The organism is Robiginitalea sp. (genome assembly GCF_982776155.1).
Map to the genome: position 1 here is coordinate 620,902 of NZ_CEXZKX010000001.1, position 22,089 is coordinate 642,990.

The 22,089-nt window shown below is 50.3% G+C and carries 24 protein-coding genes; 11 read left to right on the plus strand and 13 right to left on the minus strand.

Annotated features, from left to right (window positions below):
* Positions 1-6 precede the first annotated feature (6 nt).
* Genes lpxA through AC3DKS_RS02570 form a run of 4 tightly spaced genes read right to left on the minus strand, consistent with a single transcriptional unit; the run spans position 7 to position 4,495 of the window.
* Positions 7-792, minus strand: a complete 786-nt coding sequence (gene lpxA, locus AC3DKS_RS02555) for an acyl-ACP--UDP-N-acetylglucosamine O-acyltransferase (RefSeq protein WP_015755001.1) — start codon at positions 790-792, stop codon at positions 7-9.
* A 1-nt stretch (position 793) separates the two neighbouring features.
* A complete protein-coding gene (locus AC3DKS_RS02560; RefSeq protein ID WP_041327219.1) occupies positions 794-2,188 on the minus strand; it encodes a bifunctional UDP-3-O-[3-hydroxymyristoyl] N-acetylglucosamine deacetylase/3-hydroxyacyl-ACP dehydratase in 1,395 nt (464 codons plus the stop codon).
* A gap of 4 nt (positions 2,189-2,192) precedes the next feature.
* Positions 2,193-3,215: a UDP-3-O-(3-hydroxymyristoyl)glucosamine N-acyltransferase gene (gene lpxD, locus AC3DKS_RS02565; protein WP_015755003.1), complete on the minus strand. Its 1,023-nt coding sequence runs from the start codon at positions 3,213-3,215 to the stop codon at positions 2,193-2,195.
* 47 nt (positions 3,216-3,262) lie between these two features.
* Positions 3,263-4,495, minus strand: a complete 1,233-nt coding sequence (locus AC3DKS_RS02570) for an HD domain-containing protein (RefSeq protein ID WP_272607337.1) — start codon at positions 4,493-4,495, stop codon at positions 3,263-3,265.
* Between the two features lie 107 nt (positions 4,496-4,602).
* Between AC3DKS_RS02570 and porX the strand changes: the two genes are divergently transcribed.
* Positions 4,603-6,147 (plus strand): T9SS response regulator signal transducer PorX, encoded by a 1,545-nt coding sequence (gene porX, locus AC3DKS_RS02575; protein WP_015755005.1) that lies wholly within the window; start codon positions 4,603-4,605, stop codon positions 6,145-6,147.
* A 126-nt stretch (positions 6,148-6,273) separates the two neighbouring features.
* Here the strand turns inward: porX and AC3DKS_RS02580 are convergent, their stop codons facing one another.
* On the minus strand, positions 6,274-6,582 hold the full coding sequence (locus AC3DKS_RS02580) for a DNA-binding protein (protein WP_015755006.1): 309 nt from the start codon (positions 6,580-6,582) through the stop codon (positions 6,274-6,276).
* A 176-nt stretch (positions 6,583-6,758) separates the two neighbouring features.
* Between AC3DKS_RS02580 and AC3DKS_RS02585 the strand changes: the two genes are divergently transcribed.
* A complete protein-coding gene (locus tag AC3DKS_RS02585; protein WP_272607338.1) occupies positions 6,759-7,127 on the plus strand; it encodes a hypothetical protein in 369 nt (122 codons plus the stop codon).
* Between the two features lie 5 nt (positions 7,128-7,132).
* Here AC3DKS_RS02585 and AC3DKS_RS02590 read toward each other — a convergent pair whose 3' ends face one another.
* A complete protein-coding gene (locus AC3DKS_RS02590; protein ID WP_272607339.1) occupies positions 7,133-8,188 on the minus strand; it encodes a hypothetical protein in 1,056 nt (351 codons plus the stop codon).
* A gap of 129 nt (positions 8,189-8,317) precedes the next feature.
* On the opposite strand from AC3DKS_RS02590, the gene tsaE reads away from it, so the two are divergent.
* The 5 genes from tsaE to AC3DKS_RS02615 all read left to right on the plus strand — a co-directional run bounded on the left by tsaE (position 8,318) and on the right by AC3DKS_RS02615 (position 11,608).
* Complete coding sequence (gene tsaE, locus AC3DKS_RS02595; protein ID WP_272607340.1) at positions 8,318-8,746, plus strand: tRNA (adenosine(37)-N6)-threonylcarbamoyltransferase complex ATPase subunit type 1 TsaE; 429 nt, start codon at positions 8,318-8,320, stop codon at positions 8,744-8,746.
* Between the two features lie 182 nt (positions 8,747-8,928).
* On the plus strand, positions 8,929-9,144 hold the full coding sequence (locus tag AC3DKS_RS02600) for a hypothetical protein (RefSeq protein ID WP_272607341.1): 216 nt from the start codon (positions 8,929-8,931) through the stop codon (positions 9,142-9,144).
* Between the two features lie 115 nt (positions 9,145-9,259).
* Positions 9,260-9,910: a hypothetical protein gene (locus AC3DKS_RS02605; protein WP_272607342.1), complete on the plus strand. Its 651-nt coding sequence runs from the start codon at positions 9,260-9,262 to the stop codon at positions 9,908-9,910.
* A 122-nt stretch (positions 9,911-10,032) separates the two neighbouring features.
* Positions 10,033-11,229 carry an alanine dehydrogenase gene (locus AC3DKS_RS02610; protein WP_015755012.1) on the plus strand — a complete coding sequence of 399 codons (1,197 nt, stop codon included), beginning with the start codon at positions 10,033-10,035 and terminating at the stop codon, positions 11,227-11,229.
* A 1-nt stretch (position 11,230) separates the two neighbouring features.
* Positions 11,231-11,608 carry a DUF4258 domain-containing protein gene (locus tag AC3DKS_RS02615; RefSeq protein WP_272607343.1) on the plus strand — a complete coding sequence of 126 codons (378 nt, stop codon included), beginning with the start codon at positions 11,231-11,233 and terminating at the stop codon, positions 11,606-11,608.
* A gap of 82 nt (positions 11,609-11,690) precedes the next feature.
* Here the strand turns inward: AC3DKS_RS02615 and AC3DKS_RS02620 are convergent, their stop codons facing one another.
* The gene (locus tag AC3DKS_RS02620; RefSeq protein ID WP_015755014.1) at positions 11,691-12,857 is read right to left on the minus strand and encodes a proline dehydrogenase family protein; all 1,167 of its coding nucleotides are present in this window, start codon (positions 12,855-12,857) and stop codon (positions 11,691-11,693) included.
* 70 nt (positions 12,858-12,927) lie between these two features.
* Here AC3DKS_RS02620 and aroB point away from each other — a divergent pair, with 70 nt between their 5' ends.
* Together aroB and AC3DKS_RS02630 are read left to right on the plus strand one after the other, a co-directional pair.
* Entirely contained in the window at positions 12,928-14,010 is a 1,083-nt protein-coding gene (aroB, locus tag AC3DKS_RS02625) for a 3-dehydroquinate synthase (RefSeq protein WP_238528069.1), read from the plus strand.
* A gap of 115 nt (positions 14,011-14,125) precedes the next feature.
* On the plus strand, positions 14,126-14,431 hold the full coding sequence (locus tag AC3DKS_RS02630; RefSeq protein WP_015755016.1) for a hypothetical protein: 306 nt from the start codon (positions 14,126-14,128) through the stop codon (positions 14,429-14,431).
* A 42-nt stretch (positions 14,432-14,473) separates the two neighbouring features.
* Here AC3DKS_RS02630 and AC3DKS_RS02635 read toward each other — a convergent pair whose 3' ends face one another.
* From AC3DKS_RS02635 to AC3DKS_RS02645, 3 genes are all read right to left on the minus strand, one after another.
* Positions 14,474-14,998, minus strand: a complete 525-nt coding sequence (locus tag AC3DKS_RS02635) for a DinB family protein (RefSeq protein ID WP_272607344.1) — start codon at positions 14,996-14,998, stop codon at positions 14,474-14,476.
* A gap of 9 nt (positions 14,999-15,007) precedes the next feature.
* Complete coding sequence (locus AC3DKS_RS02640) at positions 15,008-15,487, minus strand: Lrp/AsnC family transcriptional regulator (RefSeq protein WP_015755018.1); 480 nt, start codon at positions 15,485-15,487, stop codon at positions 15,008-15,010.
* 81 nt (positions 15,488-15,568) lie between these two features.
* Entirely contained in the window at positions 15,569-16,687 is a 1,119-nt protein-coding gene (locus AC3DKS_RS02645; protein ID WP_272607345.1) for a M14 family zinc carboxypeptidase, read from the minus strand.
* A gap of 257 nt (positions 16,688-16,944) precedes the next feature.
* On the opposite strand from AC3DKS_RS02645, the gene AC3DKS_RS02650 reads away from it, so the two are divergent.
* Both AC3DKS_RS02650 and AC3DKS_RS02655 read left to right on the plus strand, forming a co-directional pair.
* A complete protein-coding gene (locus AC3DKS_RS02650; protein ID WP_272607346.1) occupies positions 16,945-17,301 on the plus strand; it encodes a helix-turn-helix domain-containing protein in 357 nt (118 codons plus the stop codon).
* A gap of 41 nt (positions 17,302-17,342) precedes the next feature.
* Complete coding sequence (locus AC3DKS_RS02655) at positions 17,343-17,735, plus strand: DNA topoisomerase IV (protein WP_272607347.1); 393 nt, start codon at positions 17,343-17,345, stop codon at positions 17,733-17,735.
* A gap of 92 nt (positions 17,736-17,827) precedes the next feature.
* On the opposite strand, the gene AC3DKS_RS02660 is transcribed toward AC3DKS_RS02655, so the two are convergent.
* The 3 genes from AC3DKS_RS02660 to AC3DKS_RS02670 all read right to left on the minus strand — a co-directional run bounded on the left by AC3DKS_RS02660 (position 17,828) and on the right by AC3DKS_RS02670 (position 22,076).
* Complete coding sequence (locus tag AC3DKS_RS02660; RefSeq protein ID WP_272607348.1) at positions 17,828-18,790, minus strand: sterol desaturase family protein; 963 nt, start codon at positions 18,788-18,790, stop codon at positions 17,828-17,830.
* Positions 18,791-18,888: 98 nt separating this feature from the next.
* Positions 18,889-19,323 (minus strand): large conductance mechanosensitive channel protein MscL, encoded by a 435-nt coding sequence (gene mscL, locus AC3DKS_RS02665; RefSeq protein WP_015755023.1) that lies wholly within the window; start codon positions 19,321-19,323, stop codon positions 18,889-18,891.
* Positions 19,324-19,334: 11 nt separating this feature from the next.
* Positions 19,335-22,076, minus strand: coding sequence for a DNA gyrase/topoisomerase IV subunit A (locus AC3DKS_RS02670; RefSeq protein ID WP_272607349.1), 2,742 nt, complete (start codon positions 22,074-22,076; stop codon positions 19,335-19,337).
* Positions 22,077-22,089: the final 13 nt, after the last annotated feature.

The following is a 22,089-nucleotide window of genomic DNA, read 5'->3' on the forward strand; positions in this document are numbered from 1 at the left end:
AAACTACTAGTTGTTGCTAAAATAACCTTTCATGATGCCCCGTTGGGAATCCCGGATAAATTGCAGGATCTCATCCCGCTCCGGGGTAGCTTCCACCTCGGCCTCGATAATCTGGACCGCCTGGGAATTGTTGTAATTGCGCTGGTAGAGAATACGGTAGATGTTCTGGATTTCCCGGATTTTTTCGGCCGTAAACCCGCGGCGCCTGAGCCCGACGGAATTGATCCCCACGTACGACATGGGCTCCCGGGCTCCTTTGACATACGGGGGTACATCCTTCCGCACCAGGGAACCCCCGGTTACAAAGGCGTGCGTGCCGATAGAAACAAACTGGTGGACGGCCACCAGGCCGGCGAGCACCACATAGTCTCCGATGGTTACATGCCCGGCCAGGGTAGAATTGTTGGAAAAGATACAGTTGTTGCCCACCACGCAATCGTGGGCGATGTGGCAGTACGCCATGATCAGGCAGTTTTTGCCAATCACCGTCTTCATCCGGTCCGAAGTGCCCTTGTTGATGGTAGCGCACTCCCGGATAGTTACATTATTGCCGATTTCCACCGTGGTTTCCTCCCCCTGGTATTTCAGGTCCTGAGGCGGGGCGGAAATCACAGCCCCCGGAAAAATATTGCAGTTCTTGCCGATACGCGCGCCCTCCATAATGGTCACGTTCGACCCGATCCAGGACCCTTCCCCAATCGTTACGTTGTTGTGGATGGTCGCAAAGGGTTCGATGACCACATTCTTGGCTATTTTAGCACCCGGGTGCACATAGGCCAGGGGTTGATTCATATCAGACGTTTTTGGTTTTTACGATCTGCGCCATCAGTTCCGCTTCGGAAACGAGCTTGCCATTCGCATAGGCATAGGCAGACATATGGCAGATGCCCCGGCGAATCGGCGACATCAGATCGCATTTAAAAATTAGTGTATCCCCGGGAACAACCTGTTGTTTGAATTTCACATTGTCGATCTTCATGAAATACGTAAGGTAGTTCTCCGGGTCGGGCACCGTGCTCAGCACGAGGATGCCCCCGGTCTGTGCCATGGCCTCAACCTGGAGCACCCCGGGCATTACCGGCGCCCCGGGAAAATGCCCTACAAAAAACGGCTCGTTCATGGTGACGTTTTTAACCCCCACTACATGGGTGTCGGACAATTCCAGGATCTTATCCACCAACAGGAAAGGCGGCCGGTGCGGCAGCATCTTCATGATCTGGGTAATGTCCATCAACGGGGTCTGGTTCAGATCGTACTTCGGCACCTTGTTGCGTTTCTCGAGCTTGATGATCTTGGACAGTTTCTTCGCAAACTGCGTATTCACGTAGTGACCCGGCTTGTTGGCTATCACCTTCCCTTTAATACGCGTGCCGATCAGCGCCAGGTCCCCGATCACGTCGAGCAGTTTGTGTCGCGCCGCCTCGTTCGGGTGGTGCAGGGTCAGGTTGTCGAGGATGCCATTCGGCTTTACGGATAGTTTTTCCTTTTTAAAAGCTTTTTCGAGCTTTTTCATCGTTTCTGCGGAAATCTCCTTGTCCACATAGACGATTGCGTTGTTCAGGTCGCCCCCTTTGATCAGGCCGTTTTCAAGCAACATTTCCAATTCGTGCAGGAAGCTGAAGGTGCGGGCATCGGCAATTTCATCTTTGAAATCCGACAGGTGTTCCAGGGTGGCATTTTGGGTCCCCAGGACCTTGGTCCCAAAATCCACCATCGTGGTAACCTGGTATTCCTCGGCGGGGATTACAGTAATCTCGCTGCCTGTAGCCTCGTCCCGGTAGGAGATTACATCCTTAATAACGTATTCCTCCCGGTCCGCATCCTGCTCTACAATGCCGGCCGACTCCAGGGCTTCCACAAAAAATTTGGAGGAGCCATCCATAATCGGGGGCTCCGGGGAGTCCAGTTCAATCAGGACATTGTCGATATCGAGCCCCACCAGTGCCGCCAGCACATGCTCGGACGTCTGTATTTTTACGCCCCGCTTCTCCAGGTTCGTCCCGCGTTGCGTGTTGATCACGTAATTTGCATCTGCCTCAATAATCGGCTCACCTTCCAGGTCTACCCGTTTAAAGGCAAATCCGTGGTTCTCAGGTGCGGGTACAAACTTCATGGTCACATTCGCCCCCGTATGCAGGCCTACGCCCTGCAGGGTCACCTCCTTGGCAATGGTTCTTTGCTTGGTCATAGGATTACTTACCGTTTTGCTTTTCAAGCGATTCCACCCGGCTTACCAACCGGGGCAGGTTTTTAAAATGCACATAAGATTTGTTAAAGTCTCCGTAGTTGAGGGCCGGAGAGCCCTGAAGTACTTCGTCGTCCTTGACATTTCGGCCAATCCCGGACTGGGCCTGGATCTTGACCCGGTCTCCGATGAGGATGTGTCCCACAATCCCCACCTGGCCGCCGATCATACAGTGCTTCCCGATCTTGGTAGATCCGGCGACCCCTGTTTGGGCAGCAATGACGGTGTGTTCGCCGATCTCCACATTGTGTGCAATCTGGATCTGGTTGTCCAGCTTCACCCCGCGACGCAGGATGGTGGAGCCCAGGGTGGCCCGGTCAATAGTGGTGCCCGCGCCGATGTCCACGTGGTCTTCGATTATGACATTCCCGGTTTGCGGAATCTTGGAATAGACCCCATCGTCATCCGGGGCAAAGCCAAAACCATCCGCGCCAATGATAGCCCCGCTGTGAATCACGCAATCCCTCCCAATCTGGGTTTCCGAATAAATCTTGGCACCGGCAAAAACAATCGTGTTGTCTCCGATCACCACATTGTCGCCGATGTAAGCGTTCGGGTAAATCTTTACATTGTCGCCCATGCGGACGTTATTCCCCACGTAACAGAATGCGCCCAGGTAGCAGTCCTTACCATATTCGGCCGATTCTGCCACATGCACCGGGTCTTCCACCCCGGTTTTTGCACTTTTCACCTGGTCGTAATACGCCAGGAGTTTGGAGAAGGATTTATAGGCATCCTCCACCTTGATCAGCGTGGTGGACAGGGATTGCTCGGGGGTAAAATCTTTGTTGACGATAATGATGGACGCCTCGGTACTGTATACATAGGGCGTATACTTCGGGTTGGCCAGGAAAGTCAATGAGCCAGCCTCGCCTTCTTCTATTTTTGACAACTTATGGACTGCAATCTCGGGGTTGCCCTCAATTTCGCCTTCCAGGATGCCTGCGATCTGACTGGCCGTAAATTCCAAGTGTACTACGTGCTAATTGTTTTCAGTGGTGACAAAAGTAAGAAAAATTAGATTACGCCTTTCTTGGGGTAACAGATATAGTGCTTAACGACATCGGCAGAAAGCGCCTGCAGATTGAGCTGGTCGGAAGTACTCGCAACATCGCGTATTTTGCCATTTTCCCGGAGGATATTGATATTCTGGCGGTCCTGGTTGTAGGCGCGGTTGACAATTTCCCCGGAAAACACAAAGTAGCCGGCCTCATCCCGGGTCAGGCCCCAGGCTGCCTGCACCCTCTGAATCTTGCCCTCCAACTTCGATTCCGCGATGGGCTTCTTCTTGATTTTGATGGCCGGCAACCGACGGTTTAGCAGCATGTTGCACAGACGCGAAAGCACCGGGTCCGGATCCGATTGCCAGTCCTTCAGGGCAGCCAGGATATCCACGTCGTCCAGGCCGGCAAAACGGTGGAGGGCTTCCGGGGTATCCGGGAAGCCGCCCCCTTCCAGGGCCAGGAAATACTCCAGGTTGCGGCCGCAGTGCTCCAGCTTTCCGTCAAGGTAGCGCTCCCTGGCCCTCCGGAGCAGGCGCACCAGCACCTGCTCGGCCGCAAGGCCGGTTTTATGCAGGTATACCTGCCAGTACATAAAGCGGCGGGCCATCAGGAATTTTTCGACCGAATAGATGCCCTTTTCCTCTACCACGAGTTTCCCGTCGTAGACTGTGAGCATGGTTATCAGGCGTTCCGAATTGATATTCCCCTCGGCCACCCCGGTGTAGAAACTGTCCCTTTTCAGGTAGTCGAGCCGGTCCATATCGAGCTGGCTAGACACGAGCTCGTTCAGGAATTGCTTTTTATAACAACCCCGGAATATTTCAATGGCCACCTCCAATTGCCCGCTGAATTCCTCATTGAGTTGCCGCATAAAGCGCAGGGAGAGCTCCTCATGCGAATGCCCGGGTATCAATTCGTTTTCAAGGGCATGGGAAAACGGCCCGTGGCCGATATCGTGCAGCAGGATGGCACAGAGCAGGCCGTTTTCCTCCTCCGGGGTGATCTCAAGTCCTTTCCGGCGGAGCAGGTCTACGGCATTTTGCATCAGGTGCATCGCCCCCAGGGCGTGGTGGAAGCGCGTGTGATGAGCCCCCGGATACACCAGGTAGCTCATCCCCATCTGGGAGATACGGCGCAGGCGCTGGAAATACGGGTGGCCTATTAAATCGAATAACAGCCTGCTAGGAATGCGTATAAATCCGTAAATTGGATCGTTGAAAATCTTGAGCTTGGGAACGTGTTTCAACGCGGGCGGCTTTAGGTGGGTCAAAGGTAGCCAATTGCCGGCAGATTCGCATGCAGCCACCCGGTTTCCCGGCATCCGGACCTTAATCCCCGTATAAAAACCGGCGCATGAAGAACTTTACCATCCTCTGGGTAGACGACGAAATCGACCTGCTCAAATCCCACCTGCTCTTCCTGGAGGAGCGGAACTACCGGGTAGTTACCTGCAACAGCGGGCAGGATGCCCTGGAAGCCATCCGGCAGGAATCCTTTGATATTGTTTTCCTGGACGAGAACATGCCCGGGCTTTCCGGCCTGGAGACCCTGACGGAAATCAAGCAGCAAAATGCCTCCCTGCCAGTGGTCATGATCACCAAAAACGAGGAGGAATCCCTGATGGAAGAAGCCATCGGGTCCAAGATTGCCGATTACCTGATCAAGCCGGTAAATCCCAACCAGATCCTGCTCTCACTCAAAAAGAACCTGGACCACAGCCGGTTGGTTTCCGAAAAAACCACCGCGGGGTACCAACAGGAATTCCGCAAAATCGCCATGGACCTCTCCATGATCAACTCCTGGGAGGGGTGGGCGGACCTCTACAAGAAACTTATATACTGGGAACTGCAACTCGAGAATATCGAAGACACGGGCATGTTCGAAATCCTGGAGAGCCAGAAAGCCGAGGCCAACCAGCAATTCGGAAAGTTTATCGAAAAAGAATATCCCGCCTGGTTCTCCGGGGAGGAAGCCCCCGTACTGTCGCACACGCTCTTCAACCAGCGCATTGCTCCGGTGCTCCGGGAGGGCCCTACCCTGCTGGTGGTTATCGACAACCTGCGCTACGACCAGTGGTTTGCCTTTGAGGATGCCCTCTCTCCTTTCTACAAAAAAGATTCGGAAGAGGCGTACTGCAGCATCCTGCCCACAGCCACCCAGTATGCGCGAAATGCTATTTTTTCCGGATTAATGCCCCTGGAAATGGAACGTCAGTTTCCGAAATGGTGGAAAAACGACACGGATACCGGCGGAAAGAACCTGCACGAAGCGGATTTCCTGGGGGCCCAGCTCAAGCGGCTCGGGCTGGACCTGGATTGGGAGTACCACAAAATAAGCAGTCTGAAACAAGGGAAACACCTGGCCCAGCAATTCAAAACCATGAAGGATAAAGACCTGGTGGCCGTGGTGTATAATTTTGTGGACATGCTTTCGCACGCGCGAACGGAGATGGAAGTGATCAAGGAACTGGCCTCCAATGACAAGGCCTATCGCTCCCTTACCCTGAGCTGGTTTAAGAACAGCCCGCTACTGGCCCTGATCCAGGAAGCGCAGCTCCTGGGGTTCCGCCTGATCATCACTACGGACCACGGCACCATCAACGTGAAGCAACCCTCCAAGGTGATCGGCGACAAGGAAACCAGCCTGAACCTCCGCTATAAGACCGGCCGGAGCCTCACTTATGAAGAAAAGGATGTGCTTGCCTGCAAAAAGCCATCCGAACTGCATTTGCCGGCCATTAACGTGAGCAGCTCGTACATCTTTGCCAAAAACGACTTGTTTTTTGCCTACCCGAACAACTACAACCACTATGTAAGCTATTACCGGAACACCTACCAGCACGGGGGCGTCTCCCTGGAAGAGATGGTGGTGCCTTTTGTGGTGATGCGGCCAAAGTAACAACGATAGCCACTTTATGCATCTCCCCGTTTACGCAATGTGACAGACTCAGCAGGAATCCGACTGAACAGGAACCCTATGCCTATGCGTTTTATGACGTTGAAAAATTATACCCATAGAAACCAATTAATCCTGCGGATGGAATTTTTTGGGTTTGAGATAACTGCCCTCCAATATTTCCATAACATGATCATGGGCTCCGATGCAGATTGAAAAATTCACCTCCAAAACGAAATCATCCTTGTAGAAATACGTTTTCCGGCTTCTGTCATAGCCTATCTTTGCTTCGTAATCCTTGAGTTGTTCAATCAGATAGTAAACAGTACGCTCGCTGATCCCCAACCGGAAGGCCACTTCCGACGGCGACCCCGTACATTCCATTTTAATAAGGTTGTGCAATCTTTGGAGCCTTTCGATGTGTTTGATGTTTTTCATAGAAGAAAATTGTTGGGGTTATCGATATTTCTATGAGGGACCAGTTCTTTTTAAATATAGACTATTTTCTTTATCTAGTGAAATATTCTTTATTTATAAAGTATTTTTTCTATTCAATAGAATATTTTCTTATTTCGGAAAGTTAGCCTATATTAGTGCAAAACAATCGCAGCATCATGACAAAAACCATCGACCGACTCATTCAATTTATCAACCACATCGGGCTGAGTGCTCGCCAGTTTGATATCTCAATCGGAGCGAGCAATGGGTATACGCTACGCATGAAGAAAAATCACGCATCTGTAGGGAGTGATGTCCTGGAAACCGTTCTGCAAACCTACCCGGATCTCAACGTGGTTTGGTTGCTTACTGGCGAGGGCGTGATGCTGAAATCACAAATGGAGGACGAAGTTCTGGATTTTGAAAAGTTGCCGGCCGAGAAGAAGGCGATTATTGAGAAGATTATAGAAGATAAAATCCGCGAACGGCAACACCAGGAATTGCGCAACCTGGTAAAGGAAGTTGCTAAAGAATTTAATAATTGACATAGTCAACTATTTTTTAAATCATTCGAAGTCTTGCTCAGCTTATTAATATTGTTTTCAAGTAAAGCTTCCAACTTCTTTTTATAGACCATTAATCTATCTTGTTTTATAACTAATTGCCCCATAACAACAATAATTGTAAGGGTGATTAAAGTTAAAGGCAACACAATAAAGTTTCCCCATTCTTCTAGGCTGGGATTATATGAAAAAATATCCCAAAATTGATAGCTATACAATGCCAGGGGGGAAAATAATGCCCACCTCCACCAATGAGCATTAGAAAGAAACCATATCGCAAGCAAAATTATCATTGCAACTTTTTGCCCCATATACCATGCTAGCGAGTAAATATCTAAAAATCCGAATGCAGAAATTTCCATTCCCGCTACTACCAATTCTTTCTGTTTAGGAAAGAAGGTGTAAATAATATATAGTGAACCAATTAATAATAGGACTACCCCCATTACTAAATCAGTTATTTTAAACTTTTCAGTTTCTAAGTTTCTGATATTTATTTTTTTCTCGCGTTCTTTTGATAGCTCAAGCAAATAGTAAACTTTATAAGTGTAATTTTTAAGCCCATTATCTGATTTTGACTCTAATATCTCTTTGATTTTAGTGTTAAATAATTGAAAATACCCAAATGCACTTTCATTAAATAGCGTCTTAAAATCAATGCTTATTGCTTTTACCCGATAGGCGTTAGATAATTTGCTTAGCCCAAAAAGTAATAATAGATATGCCAATCCATAAGCTATTGCTGTCCATGACATTAAAAACTCAATAATTTGAATTTCTGGAAAGAAATAGGAGGTAAATAATCCTAGATTAACATAAATAATTGGAAGCAAAAAGTATCTCCATTTCTGATAAGTAATTAGAAAAAAAATGGAGTTAAAAAATAATGGGAGGAAGGCATTAATTAAAAACCAAATATATGTGTCATTGGTTCTAAAACCGTGTTTATATTTCCATCCTAAGATTTCTATATAATTCAATTCGGAACTAAAAAATAAATGTATGAATATTAAGAAAGGAAAGGTGCTAATAACTAATCCCATAAAGAACTCGATTTTACCCCTACTAGCACCCATAATTCATGATTTCGAACGATAGACTGTATTATGTATACTCTCAATATACAGATTATATTCGATACTCAAAAGAAATTTATAATATCTTGTTTATAAATGGAACAGATTATTTACTCCAAATTAACCGAATTGAATAAAGTAGCTGAGGCGATTATTAAGCATTCCGACTCTAATTTAATTTGTTTGGAAGGAGAGATGGGAGTCGGAAAAACAACACTTGTTAAGCAAATTCTCAAGATCTTAAAAGCTAAGGATGTAGGTAGCAGCCCTACATTCAGTTTGATCCATATTTATTATAATCAAGCAGATGAACTTTTAGCTTTCCATATCGATTGCTATCGAATACAATCTGAAGAAGAAGCCTTAGATATAGGAATTGAGGAATATTTGGATACAGACAAATGGGTTTTTGTTGAATGGTCAGAACGGATTAAAAACCTTCTCCCAACAAACAGAACTCAGGTTTCAATTGACATAGCCGAAAGCGGAGATAGAATAGTAAAGATTTGCAATATTTGTGAGTGAGAAATTCCGTATCGTTCATAGTGCAGGTTTATTGCAGTTGAATCGATGAAATGCACTTTTTTCGGTAAAATGTTTGATTCTATCGATAAAATGCATTATTTTTGAATTTAATTGACTACAGCGAATGTAGATTTTCCTACATTTGTTAATGAAAGTGAAAACCGTACTTAATCCTCCGAACTATGAACACTAGAAAACTTTTTTATGCATTTCTTACTTTTGCATTATTATCTGTAGCAGCTTGTTCTAACGATTCAGGTGATGATATTTATGAAGGTGTAGAAAAAAGCAAGATAAAAGTTCCAGGGCGTTCTGTAGAAAAAAGCAAAATTGTAGTCCCTGGTAGAGATGATTCAGAATCAGTAGAAAAGTCAAAGATTATTATAAATAAAGATTAAATCTTTCTTTCGTCGAAGAAACACGACTTTAATCGATAAAATTTAAGGGTTGGCCAATATGCTAGCCCTTTTTTCGTTGCATTAGAACTAAATCTTATAATAGATTGATTTCAAAATGAAACGAAAAGTCGCCCCACAGAAAATAGCTCGTAAACGATTCTTTCTAGAATCACTGGCTCTTCTTCTAATTATCTGCTCTCCTTTTTTATTCAAACTACATGAATATTTTCCGAAAAGAGAGGGTGAGGTTTTCGAATTTTTTGGAATTGTTTTTGACAGCAATGGATTTGCAGACGTCAGTACATACGTTTGGTTTCTTGTAGGTAAAATTATTCCTATTTACCTTCTTATTATTTGGTTCTTTACTTGCAAACATTGGTGGTATCATATTTTATTGATTCCTATATGTATGTATGCGTTTCAAATCTTTGAGGTTATCTATTCTTCTGACGATGTTGTAGATACAGAGAATGTTCTCTGGTTATTGCCAATATGTATGATTGTTATTCCATTTGTTTATTTTATAAGATTAAAATTATTTGATAAGTATGTTCATGGAATAGACCTCGAGGCAATGAATGCAGAACTACAATATTATAAGGACAAGGAGCAAGAACAATTGCAGAAAGTTGGGATTAATGTTGAAGAAAAAACACAAAGTGAAAATATAGGCTCACAAGTAAACGATTTGTCAGATAAAACACCTAGAAGAACGTTGAATAAAATGTTAAGTAGTTTGCAGCATTCTCTCAAGTCATTATTTTAAAACAGAATAAACTCACCACCAAAAAAAGAGGACTCCCGTCCTCTTTTTTATTTCGGGCCAAATCGTGCATTTATTGTATTTTTGAGGAACCACCTACGCGCCAGCTTAGCATTTAAAGGCCTATGGACCAACCTACTTCACCGTTCAGCAAGCAGCAATTACTCCCGCAGGAAGAAAAATTGGAAGTCCTCCAACAAAAGGGGGAGCTCTACATCGGTATTCCCAAAGAGAGCCAGTACCAGGAGAAACGGATTTGCCTGACCCCGGATGCGGTGGGGGCCATCGTGGCACATGGCCACAAGGTGCTCATTGAAGCGGGTGCAGGAGAAGGTGCAAGTTTTTCGGACCTGGATTATACGAATGCAGGCGCCCGGATCACCCGGGACACGAAAAAGGTTTTCGGTTGCCCGATTATCCTGAAGGTGGAACCCCCTACCCTTTCCGAGGTGGAATTCATCAATCCGCAGAGTACGATCATTTCCGCCCTGCAGATCAAAACACGGAACAAGCAATATTTTGAAACCCTGGCCAAAAAACGGATTACCGCCGTTGCCTTTGAGTACATCCGGGACGATGACGGGAAGTACCCAGCTGTGCGCTCCCTGAGTGAAATCGCCGGGATCTCCTCGGTTTTGATCGCCGCGGAAATCATGGCCGCCGACCAGGGCAACGGGATGATGTTTGGGAACATCAGCGGGGTCCCCCCGGTGGAAGTCGTTATCCTGGGGGCCGGAACGGTTGGGGAATACGCCGCCCGATCTGCGCTGGGTCTGGGTGCCAACGTGAAGATATTCGACAATTCCATCACCAAACTCCGGCACATCCAGACCAACCTGAACCGGCCTTTGTACACCTCCACGCTCCAACCCAAAAACCTGCTCAAGGCGCTGAAGCGCTGCGATGTGGCCATCGGCGCAGTACGCGGCAAGGACCGCTCGCCCATCCTGGTGTCCCAGACCATGGTGGAAAATATGAAAAAGGGGTCGGTGATTATCGACGTGAGCATCGACATGGGCGGCTGTTTCGAAACCAGCGAACTGACCACCCACAACAAACCCACCTATACGAAATTCGGGGTCATCCATTACGCGGTGCCCAATATCCCGGCCCGTTACCCAAAGACCTCGTCAGTTTCCATCAGCAACATCTTTACCCCCTACCTGCTCAAGATTGGCGAAGAAGGGGGCCTGGAAAATTCCCTCCGGTTCGACAAGGGGTTGCGAAACGGACTCTATATGTACCACGGAATCCTGACCAACCGGATGGTGGGCGAATGGTTCGGGATGAAATTCTCAGATATCAACTTCCTGATTTTTTAGCATGTCCTTCCTCAAACGTTTTGGCTATTATCTGGCCGGGCTGTCTATTGGCCTGTTATTTTTGGCGTTTTTCCTTCGCAAAAAGGCCGATGAAACCGGGGTGGAATTCTGTTACCTGCCGAATTGCCGGGTACTCAAGGCCCTGCGTTCCAACCCGCTGGAAGTGGCGGAGCGCCTACGGGCCGTTGCGGATACGGCTGCCGTGGCTTACCTTTTGGAGGAGGGGGATGTGGAATTTGACAGCAGTAATCCCCGGGCCGAGCCCTGTGGCATCTTTGTGGTTACCGGCACCTATGTGGAAGAGCAGCTGCAACTTACCCTGGAACGTTGCGATTCGCTGACACGCCTTACGCAGTACCAACGCCTTACTGAAGAATAAATCCCTATGGGCCTGGCTCTGCCCTTCCCGGGTGGCCGATACCCATGGCGGGCATCCGTCGGGATTTCCATGGTGTCTTTGGCTACATCTTCCGCCGCTTCCGCTCCTTTTTCAGCAATTCGAGTTCCCGGCTGGTTTGTCCGGCCACCGAAGTGTTCTCCTCGGCCCGGCGGATCAGATAAGGCATCACGTCCCTTACCGGGCCAAAGGGCAGGTACTTGGCTACATTATAGCCGGCACGGGCCAGGTTGAAGCTGATATTGTCGCTCATGCCATACAACTGGCCAAACCAGATCCGCGGGTCGTTGGCAGCGATCCCGTCGGCCTCCATCCACTCCATCAGCCGGTAACTGCTTCTTTCATTGTGGGTGCCCGCAAATACGGAAACGGTTTCCAGGTTATCCAGGCTGTAGCGGATAGCCTCGTCGAAATTTTCGTCGGTCAGTTGCTTGGAGGCGCAAATGGGTGTGGGATATCCTTTTTCCTCTGCCCGGTCGTTTTCCTTTTCCAGGTAGGCCCCGCGCACCACCTTGACCCCTATCCGATATCCCCCTGAAACCGCCCGCTCGTGCAGTTCCCTGAAGTAGTCCATACGGTCCCAGCGGTACATTTGCAGCGTATTGAACACCACGGTTTCCTTCTGGTTGTACCTGCGCATCATCTCTTCCACCAGTTCGTCGGCCGCAGCCTGCATCCAGCTTTCCTCGGCATCGATCAGCAGGGATACCCCCAGGTCGTAGGCTTTTTTGCAAGTGGTATCGAAGCGCTTGACCACCCGCTCCCACTCGGCAGTTTCCGATTGGGTCAAAGATTCCCCCCGGCTCTTTTTAACGAAAAGCCCGAAGCGCCCGTATCCTGTAGGTTTAAATACGGCAAAAGGCATGGCTTCCTTCTCCTTGACAAACTGGAGGATTTCCAGGTTCTTGGCCAGGGAGTCGTCCAGCGGGTCTTCCGTGTCCTTGCCTTCCACTGAATAATCCAGGACGGTACAAACGCCCTGCGCCCACATGCGCTCCACCACGGGCATGCAGTCTTCCTCGCTCACGCCCCCGCAGAAATGGTCGAATACGGTAGCGCGGATCAGGCCCTCAACGGGCAGATGGGCCTTGATGGCGAAATTCGTCAGGGTGGTTCCGATCTTAACCAGGGGCTCGTGTGCAATCAACTTGAACAGGTAATACGCCCTTTCCAGTTCGGCATCCGATTTCAGCGCAAATGCCGTTTGGGTGTCTTCAAAAATCTTCTTCATGCAATTTGATGTCTCACGCGCAAATATACTTAGTCCCGCTGGAAGGATTTAATGAAAAAAATCGGTTATTTTGCCCAGAAAGCAGCTTTCCATGAATGCCATCCAGACCGATTCCCACGCGGTGTTTTTCGAGGATGCGGCGATTGAGGCCCTTCGGGACCACATATCCAAAACGTCGTACTCCCGGATATTTGTTCTCACCGATAACAATACCGCGCAACACTGCCTGCCGGAATTGATCCGTTGGATCCCGGAAGCCGCCTCCTGGACCTGCCTGGAAATAAAAGCCGGGGAAGCCCACAAGCATATTGGGAGCTGTATGGAAGTGTGGGAAGGCCTTTCCGCGTCGGGTGCGGACCGGCATAGCCTCCTGGTGAACCTGGGCGGGGGCGTTGTCACCGACCTCGGGGGCTTTGTCGCCTCCACCTACCAGCGGGGAATCCGGTTTATCAATATCCCCACCTCCCTGCTCGCCATGGTGGATGCTTCGGTAGGGGGCAAAACCGGGGTGGACCTGGGGCCCCTGAAAAACCAGGTGGGGGTGATCAACCAACCGGAAATGGTCCTCATCTGCAAGGTTTTCCTAAAAACACTGGACCCCAGGGAACTCCGCAGCGGATTTGCCGAGATGCTCAAACACGGGCTCATCCGGGACGCCGACTATTGGAGGCAGCTGGCTGCCCTGGAAACCCCGGCGGATGCGGTGGCCCATATCCGGCATTCGGTGGCCCTCAAGAACGAAGTCGTGCAGCAGGACCCTACCGAGAAAAACCTGCGGAAAATCCTGAATTTCGGGCATACTCTCGGGCACGCCATCGAATCGCATTTTTTGGGCCATCCGGACCTGGAAACGTTACTACACGGGGAGGCCATCGTCATCGGAATGATCCTGGAAGCCTTTCTGGCCACGCGCCTTTGCGACCTCCCGGAACATCAGGCCAATGAGATTCGGGACGTACTGCTATCGCATTACCCCCGCGTGGACATACCCCGGGAACATCGCCCGGAGATTGTCCGTCTGCTTATCCACGATAAGAAAAATACGCACGGCAAGGTACTCTTTACACTGCTGGAACAAATTGGAAAGGCTACCTACAACCAGGAAGTCCCCGCCGATTTGTTGGAAGCGTCATTCGATTACTACGCGGAATAGCCGGTTCACCTACTTTTTTTCAACGCTTCACAACTCTTTTCCGGGTCTGCGGCTGAATTCTTTTAGATTCGGAAGACAAACCTCCGGGTAATCCCCGGGTAACCAACCCATTACTATGAAGCGTATTATCATCGATTACCGGAAACTCACCCAGGAGTTGGCAGCTGCCCTCCTGCAACACTATCCCCAGGGCTATGGGGATGAAGACCTGCTGACGTTTAAAAATGCGCGGGGTGAATGGATCGAGGCAGTTGAACTGCCAACGCCGGAAGCCTTGTACCTGGTGAAAATCGGACAGGACCTGAACCGGCTGATGTCGGACTTTCTGGAACTGGATGAAGACCGGGATTCGGATGTACCCGGCCTGGAAAACGAGTACGACGGTTCGCTGGAAACCGATTTGCAACTGGAGGAAGACTGATAGACTCAGGGTGCCGGCCCCGGCAACACTCCCGGAAGCGGGTTATTCCCCCAAATACCGCGACCGGATGATATTCCGGTGGTGCCGCTGGTGGCCGCAGATGATAAAGCCTATGGCGCCCAGGCTGATGGTATTCCCGCTGGCTGTACCCAGGTACGCCAGGTCTTCCCGGGAAAAGTCCCGGAACAGCGACAGGGTTGACTTCCTTACCGCCTGATATTCTTCAATATGGCGTTCCCTGGACCATTCCCGGGACGGGTTGCCCGATATCCAGGTATCCTGGTCAAACCCGGGCAGCGGGGTCGCGTCCTTCCGACCAAAGCAAACGGCCCGGTATTGGAACACGCGTTCAGCATCGTAGACATGACCCAGGCATTCCGCCACGCTCCACTTTCCGTCGGCATAGCGATGCCCCATCAGATTATCGGGAATACTCAGGATAAATTCCGGGAAATTTCGGTGCTGCCGCTCGAGCATCTCCAACAGATCGGCATCCCCGGGCAAGGTGTCGAGATACCCCCGATAGAACTCCGGGCAATCCGCGTCGGTTAGTTCGGAGCGTTTCATATGCCCTGGTTACAGCTCGTTGAAAATGGTATGCATCAGCCGTTTTTTGTCGTTGATGCTTTCCTCAAGGGAAATCATCGTCTCCGTCCGGCTGATCCCTTCGATATCGTCGATCTTGAAGATGATATTTTTGGCGTGGTTTGTGTCTTTGGCCCGTATTTTACAGAAAATATTGAATTTGCCAGTAGTAATGTGTGCTACCGTAACATTCGGAATCTGCGTAAGCCGTTCCAGGACGAATTTGGTCTGGTGGGTTTTTTCGAGAAAAATCCCCACATAGGCGATAAAGGAATACCCCAGTTTCACGTAATCCAGGGTCAGGGAACTGCCCTTGATGATCCCGGCTTCCTCCATCTTCTTTACCCGTACGTGTACGGTCCCGGCGGAAATCAGGAGTTTTTTGGCAATATCCGTAAAGGGAGTACGCGTATTGTCGATCAGCATGTCGAGGATCTGGTGATCGATTTCATCCAGTTTTACTTTGCCCATTTCAAAAAATTTTAGGCTAAAATAACTATTTAAGAAATATTATGCATCTAAAGCTATAATATTTTGAATATAATGCAACAATCAAGAGGATTGGCCTTTTTCCAGAAGTCGCAGCAAACCAGGGGTTTTTAAGATTTCCTCCCGGTCTGCCTCCCGGGCGGCATCCCATTCGCGATGTCCATAACGTCCCTCGGTCAGGCCTTCTTCCGGCCATTCGGGTACCCAATGGATCCTCCCGTCTCGGAGCACCTCCCGGTATTGGATCGCCAGGTCCTCATCTTGCCCGAAGTGGGGGAACAAGTGGCCGGCGTTGCGAATACGCAGGTCAACCAGCAATTTTCCGTTAGCCGGCAGGGACAGGTAGTGAGCAGTTGAAAAAGATGCATACGAACCGTCGGCAATCCGGTTAAGGCAGCTGAGCAACGCCCTGAATACAAAAAAACGCGTGTGTTCCCGGGAATAGTCACCGGGAAAGTGGCCGGCTTCGAACAGCAGCGTCGCGGCACCATCCATCTGGAACTGGTCGCCCACGCAGTTCGGGTTAAAACTGTCGTCGTACCGACCAATCCCACCGGGCAGGACCTCCCGAAGATCCTGCGCAATTGCTGCAATCAACTCCATGGCGCGCACACGATTATCCGGGAGCCCGCGATCCGCGTCGGCAGAAGGGGCCAGAAAGGATAGGGTAGCCGGGATGGGCGATGCCCCCAGGTTGTAAATCGTCCGCTGATCGTGCAGGTTCAGGCAGAAATGCGGTTGGAATTTCTCATAACAAGCCCGCAGGACTTCACTTTCCGGCTCTTTCCGTTGATGGGCGTCCCGGTTCAGGTCGGTACCGTTGGCATTTTCCCGTATGTACGCAAGGGAACCATCCGGATTCAGCATCGGCAGCATATCTATGGTCAGTTGGCCTTTCAGAAATTCCACCTCCCGGGAGCCGGATAACAAATAATGCATCAGGTCCAAAACCGCCTTGGTAGTCGTAGACTCGTTGCCGTGCATTTGTGACCACATCAGGACGCGGATGGGCCCGTTGCCCAATCGCACCTTGTAAATAGGCAATCCGCTTACCGATTTTCCTACTTCTGTGGTGTTGGGGTTCCCTGGCAATTTCTGCAATATTCTATCCAGGGTGTCCGGCGGGAGGTAGCGTCCGGAAATATCATTGATGCGATGCGTTTCATACTCGTGTCGGTCCATCGGAATTGACAGGTTTACCACAAAGTTAACCCGCTTATTTTTTACATTTGTAAAACAAAAGGAAAATTTCAATTGCGTAAATTACATGGCAAATCCAGTGAATTTACATTTGTAATCAAGATGTGTGAATATTTATTTATTGTATTTCTTTTCAGTTATTTATATGTTGTTAATTGATTTAATGATTTAATTTTTTTAGTACTATATGAATATGGATCGAAGCTGGCGCAGCTAAATTTCCATAAGCGTTTTTTACAATGGTAAACACGGAAGATTTTATCGGAAGACTCGAGCGCATCCTCGCATATTACGAACAAACCGCCTCCGGTTTTGCTGATGCCATCGGGGTTCCCCGCTCCACCATTTCCCACCTGTTAAGCGGAAGGAACAAGCCGAGCCTTGATTTTGTCATGAAGGTAATCCGGAAGTATCCTGAAGTGGATCTGTACTGGCTGCTCAACGGGAAAGGCACCTTCCCTTCCACTCCCTCCAGGCCGACCACGACCCGTCGGGAACCTGCGGTGCCTACCATCGAAACAAACCGGGCCATCGATAAAATTGTGATCTTTTACTCCGATGGCACTTTCGAAAGCTATTTTCCCGGCGAACTCTGAGCTGCGTCTTTGGGATGGGCATAGTTTGTATCTTTGCAGGCATGAATTCAACGATAAAAACCCTCTTGTTTCCCGCTTTGGCATCCCTGGCGTTGTTATCCTCTGGATGTTACCAGCCCACCCGCGAATGCGCCGACTTCCGCACGGGGACCTTTCGGTTTACCGCTACTATCGACGGGGAAGAACAAACCACCGTATTTACCCGGACTGAAGATTTGGAAGTCTCGGAGTTTGCCGGGTCTACCGATTCGGCTTCCGTGCGATGGATCAACGATTGCGAATACATCCTTTCCAACCTGAACCCGGCCAATCGCAATGAAGAGAAACCCATCCACGTCAAAATATTGACCACCGGGGATAATACGTATACTTTTGAATACAAACTGGTAGGCACCGCCCGCACTTCCCGCGGGACAGCCATTAAGACCGACTGACAATTATTGAGGCTTTTGCCAGCTCCGACCCCCGGTTGCACTATTTGGGCGTCCCCGTCCCGAGATCATTTCGGACAATAGGAAACCCGCGCCTAGGTAGCGGGTTTTGTAATCAACTTCTCCTGCATCCTTTGTTTGCGCTGCTTGCGAAATTCGCGTTGCTGTTGCTTGACAGTGAGCGTACTCCCGTCCGGGCTCCATCCCGGGGGGCCGAAGATGTACATCAGGGCGTGCGAAAACTTTTTGGCCTTCTTCACGTCATTCCAGATGTCTTTGTATTCATGGGTGAGAATAACGATCGGATTGTAGGAATTCGGCGCGTGGATGACGCCGTACCGAATATCCACGGATTCGTCCAACGGTTTCCAGGTCCCGAACATCCGGTCGAAAATATTGAGGATACCCCCGTGGTTCTTGTCCAGGTACTCGATATTCTGCGCATGGTGTACCTGGTGCATTGTGTGCGAGTTGATAATGGCTTCGAGCGGGCCCAGTTTCGGGATGTATTGCGAATGCAGTTGAAACTGCCACAAAGCTTCGATTCCCAGGCAAACCAGGACCATTTCCGGCGGAAAGCCCACAGCGGGCATCCAGGCGTAAAACAATGGCTTGTAAAGCAACGTAAACCAACCATTCCTGACTGCCGTTCCCAGGTTGAAATTATCGGATGAGTGATGCACGATATGCGCCGCCCAGAACAATCGGATCTCGTGGTTGGCCCGATGGAACCAATAATACGTGAAATCGTCCGCCAGCATACACAAAAGCCAGACGTACCAGGCATAGCCCAACGGACCATATCCAAGGATGTTAACATGCTCCCCGTCCACAAGCGGGTTAAAAAGATTATAGACTCCTTCAAATAGGACAATCGCGAAGATAACTTTCAAAAGGGGGCTGAGGATTGCAGACCCAACACCCATGGTCCCGCTGGCCAATAGGTCTTTCCATTTGTAAATATGATCGTCTCCGTGAGCCTTGCTATAGGCCAACTCCAGGAGTATTAAAGCGATAAAACAGGGAACTCCGTATACCAGGGGGCTGGTTAATTCCATAATTGGGGCTTCAGCTTGAAAAATGAATTAATCTGAGATTCGCACATGATACTAAAATTTGGGGATTGTCGGCAATAATGAAAGGTTAAATTGCGGATTCATTTATTTTTCTTTTGCTTGAGTATTTGGTTCTGTTCGTGCATAAGCCCTTCGATCCGGGCGAGCAACTCGATTTCCTTGGGGGTTACTTCCGCCTTGTCTGCAGGGTCCTCGGCCCGGCTGCGGATGCGGTTCAAGGCCTTGATCAGCAGGAATATCGTCAGCGCAATTATGCCGAAGTCAATCAAAGCCTCCAGGAGTATTCCGTAACCCATGGTAATTTCCTCCTGCGTATCGGTGGCCTCGCGGATAACCCACCGCATATTGGTAAATTGTACCTCGCTGGTAAAAAAGGCAAGGGGCGGGGTCAGTATTTCCTTTACCAGGGCATTCACCACGTTGTTGAAGGCCGTGCCGATGATGATGCCGATTGCCATGTCGAACATGTTGCCTTTGATGGCGAAATTCTTAAACTCCCGGATAAATCCTTTCATTTCCCGTACTGTTAGAAAAGGGTTCCCTGGCTTTCGCCTCCGTTTTTGGTTTCGTCACCCCCGGCATTTCCGGAGCCACCGCCGCTTCCGGAGCCACGGCCTTTTCCGGAGTCCCCGTCATTCCCGGAGCCCCCTTCATTTCCGGAGCCCCCGGAGGCTTTTTTGGCAGTACCTTTGGACCCCGGTTTTCCGTCCACGTCCTGCTCATCCACCACCTCGATATCACGTGCCTCCTTTTTCTCCGGCTCCTCATAGGGAAGAGGCGCCAGCGCATTGATCTCCAGGACCTTTTCCCGGGTGAGCTGGTTGCCCATGGCCGTGATGCCCTTGACAGCGATGAATTCCTCCAGGTTCACCTCCAGGTTGGGCTTGCGTTCCTGCCCCCGCTTTTTGGCAAAGACCACCTCCGCCACGGGCCGGTAATCGGTAAATAGTTTCTCGAGATAGGAATCCGGGTGGTCCGTCAGGATGTTTTCCTCCTTGTCCGGATTCTCAATCAGAAAGCGTTTTACGTAAAAGAGCTCCTTCTCCCCTTCCCAGTAGATGGCGGAAAGCGGCTTCTCCGGTTTCCATTTTTCCAGGACAATCATGTTCGGGTCAAAGTGCATGGTCAGCTCGGGGATGACCGTTTTGACGTCCCCTTTCTGGTTTACGATCAGCAAGCGGTCTTCAGGGGTGAACTGGCCCAGCAATTCGCCCCGCCCGTCCACGTTGAGTCGCTGGACCGTTTCGTCGAACCAGATTTTCCGGGGTTTGAGGGTGGACAGGCCCTTTTCCTTAAGCTCGATGCGCTTGACGGAATATTTGGTCACGATATTCCCCTTGGCGTTGCGCCCCTTGATCATCACATCGGCAAAATCCAGGTCCCATTTCAGCTTCTTGATACTGCCGGATTGCCGCAGGTTAACCGTCACCACCTCAGCTTCCCCATTCGGGTTCGCGGTAAAGTAGAGCACTTCGGACTGGGCCTTGCCGGTGGTCAGGTCGTAGAGCTTGTCGCGGGTAAATGCCGTTACGTTGAAGCGCTTGACGTAACTCGGCCCCCCGCGGCCATCCTTGTAAATCATGTTGTAGGTAGTGCGCTTGTCTTTTTTCTTATAAACCGCCACGTGGATGATATTCTTGCCGACAAACGTCTTGGAATCCACCCGGGTAATCATCATCTGCCCGGACTTTGTAAATACAATGATGTCGTCGATGTCGCTGCAATCGGTGACGTACTCGTCCTTGCGGAGGGAAGTTCCGATAAATCCCTCTTCCCGGTTTACATAGAGTTTCGTGTTGCGGATCACCACTTTGGTAGCCTCGATCTCGTCGAAAACCCGGATTTCCGATTTGCGCTCCCGCCCGGCCCCGAAATTCTTTTTGAGCTCCCTGAAATAGTCGATGGCGTAATCCGTGAGGTGCGCCAGGTGGTGTTTGGTCTCTGCGATCCGCTTTTCCAGGTTGTCCAGATGCTCCTGGGCCTTGTCCAGGTCGAAACGGGAGATCCGCTTGATCCGGATCTCGGTCAGGCGGACGATGTCCTCTTCGGTCACCTCGCGACGGAGGTGGCCCGTGTGCGGCTTGAGGCCTTTCCCGATAGCTGCGATAACCCCCTCCCAGGTCTCCTCCTCTTCGATGTCCCGGTAAATCCGGTTTTCGATAAATATCCGTTCCAGGGAGGCGGCGTGCCACTGCTCCTGGAGTTCCCCCAGGAGGATTTCCAATTCGGCCTGCAGAAGTTCTACAGTGTGGTCCGTGGACCGGCGGAGCATCTCGCTGACGCCCATAAAGACAGGCTTGTTGTCTTCGATGATACACCCCAGGGGGGAGATGGACGTCTCACAGGCCGTGAAGGCATAGAGCGCATCGATGGTTTTATCCGGCGATATCCCGCTGGGCAGGTGCACCAGGATTTCCACCTCGGCTGCCGTATTGTCCTCGATCTTTTTGATCTTGATTTTTCCTTTGTCGTTTGCCTTGAGGATGGAATCGATCAGCGAAGAGGTATTGGTGCCGTATGGGATCTCGCTGATAACCAGCGTGTTTTTGTCCTGCTGGGCGATACGGGCGCGTACCCGCACCTTCCCGCCGCGTTCCCCGTCGTTGTAATTGCCGATATCGATGATGCCGGCCGTCGGGAAGTCCGGATAGAGCTTGAAGCGTTTTCCCTGCAGGTGCTTGATGCTGGCGTCAATCAGCTCGATGAAGTTGTGGGGCAGGATCTTGGTCGAAAGGCCGACAGCGATCCCCTCGGCCCCCTGGGCCAGCAACAGCGGAAACTTCACGGGCAGGTGGACAGGCTCCTTCTTCCGCCCGTCGTAGCTGAGCTGCCATTCGGTTATTTTTGGGCTGAAGACTACCTCAAGGGCAAATTTCGACAGGCGCGCCTCGATATACCGCGAGGCAGCCGCCCCGTCCCCCGTTAGGATGTTCCCCCAGTTCCCCTGGGTATCGATCAGCAAGTCCTTCTGCCCTATCTGGACCATGGCGTCGGCAATACTCGCATCCCCGTGGGGGTGGTACTGCATGGTCTGACCCACGACGTTGGCCACCTTGTTATAGCGGCCGTCGTCCATCTCCTTGAGGGCGTGCATGATTCGCCGTTGCACGGGCTTGAAACCGTCTTCAATGGCCGGCACGGCACGTTCCAGGATCACGTAGGAGGCGTAATCCAGGAACCAGTCCTTGTACATGCCGGTTACCCGGGTCAGGGCTTCCTGCTCCGCTTCCTGTTGGTTCGGATCGTTTGGTGGGGCGTTTTCTTCCATTGAGCCGGGCTGC

Bases quoted from the DNA above. Each gene is read 5' to 3' on its own strand.
- lpxA (WP_015755001.1), bottom strand. From the start codon at position 792: ATGAATCAACCCCTGGCCTATGTGCACCCGGGTGCTAAAATAGCCAAG.
- AC3DKS_RS02560 (WP_041327219.1), bottom strand. From the start codon at position 2,188: ATGACCAAGCAAAGAACCATTGCCAAGGAGGTGACCCTGCAGGGCGTA.
- porX (WP_015755005.1), top strand. From the start codon at position 4,603: ATGAAGAACTTTACCATCCTCTGGGTAGACGACGAAATCGACCTGCTC.
- AC3DKS_RS02580 (WP_015755006.1), bottom strand. From the start codon at position 6,582: ATGAAAAACATCAAACACATCGAAAGGCTCCAAAGATTGCACAACCTT.
- AC3DKS_RS02585 (WP_272607338.1), top strand. From the start codon at position 6,759: ATGACAAAAACCATCGACCGACTCATTCAATTTATCAACCACATCGGG.
- AC3DKS_RS02590 (WP_272607339.1), bottom strand. From the start codon at position 8,188: ATGGGATTAGTTATTAGCACCTTTCCTTTCTTAATATTCATACATTTA.
- tsaE (WP_272607340.1), top strand. From the start codon at position 8,318: ATGGAACAGATTATTTACTCCAAATTAACCGAATTGAATAAAGTAGCT.
- AC3DKS_RS02600 (WP_272607341.1), top strand. From the start codon at position 8,929: ATGAACACTAGAAAACTTTTTTATGCATTTCTTACTTTTGCATTATTA.
- AC3DKS_RS02605 (WP_272607342.1), top strand. From the start codon at position 9,260: ATGAAACGAAAAGTCGCCCCACAGAAAATAGCTCGTAAACGATTCTTT.
- AC3DKS_RS02610 (WP_015755012.1), top strand. From the start codon at position 10,033: ATGGACCAACCTACTTCACCGTTCAGCAAGCAGCAATTACTCCCGCAG.
- AC3DKS_RS02615 (WP_272607343.1), top strand. From the start codon at position 11,231: ATGTCCTTCCTCAAACGTTTTGGCTATTATCTGGCCGGGCTGTCTATT.
- AC3DKS_RS02620 (WP_015755014.1), bottom strand. From the start codon at position 12,857: ATGAAGAAGATTTTTGAAGACACCCAAACGGCATTTGCGCTGAAATCG.
- AC3DKS_RS02630 (WP_015755016.1), top strand. From the start codon at position 14,126: ATGAAGCGTATTATCATCGATTACCGGAAACTCACCCAGGAGTTGGCA.
- AC3DKS_RS02635 (WP_272607344.1), bottom strand. From the start codon at position 14,998: ATGAAACGCTCCGAACTAACCGACGCGGATTGCCCGGAGTTCTATCGG.
- AC3DKS_RS02640 (WP_015755018.1), bottom strand. From the start codon at position 15,487: ATGGGCAAAGTAAAACTGGATGAAATCGATCACCAGATCCTCGACATG.
- AC3DKS_RS02645 (WP_272607345.1), bottom strand. From the start codon at position 16,687: ATGGACCGACACGAGTATGAAACGCATCGCATCAATGATATTTCCGGA.
- AC3DKS_RS02650 (WP_272607346.1), top strand. From the start codon at position 16,945: ATGGTAAACACGGAAGATTTTATCGGAAGACTCGAGCGCATCCTCGCA.
- AC3DKS_RS02655 (WP_272607347.1), top strand. From the start codon at position 17,343: ATGAATTCAACGATAAAAACCCTCTTGTTTCCCGCTTTGGCATCCCTG.
- AC3DKS_RS02660 (WP_272607348.1), bottom strand. From the start codon at position 18,790: ATGGAATTAACCAGCCCCCTGGTATACGGAGTTCCCTGTTTTATCGCT.
- mscL (WP_015755023.1), bottom strand. From the start codon at position 19,323: ATGAAAGGATTTATCCGGGAGTTTAAGAATTTCGCCATCAAAGGCAAC.
- AC3DKS_RS02670 (WP_272607349.1), bottom strand. From the start codon at position 22,076: ATGGAAGAAAACGCCCCACCAAACGATCCGAACCAACAGGAAGCGGAG.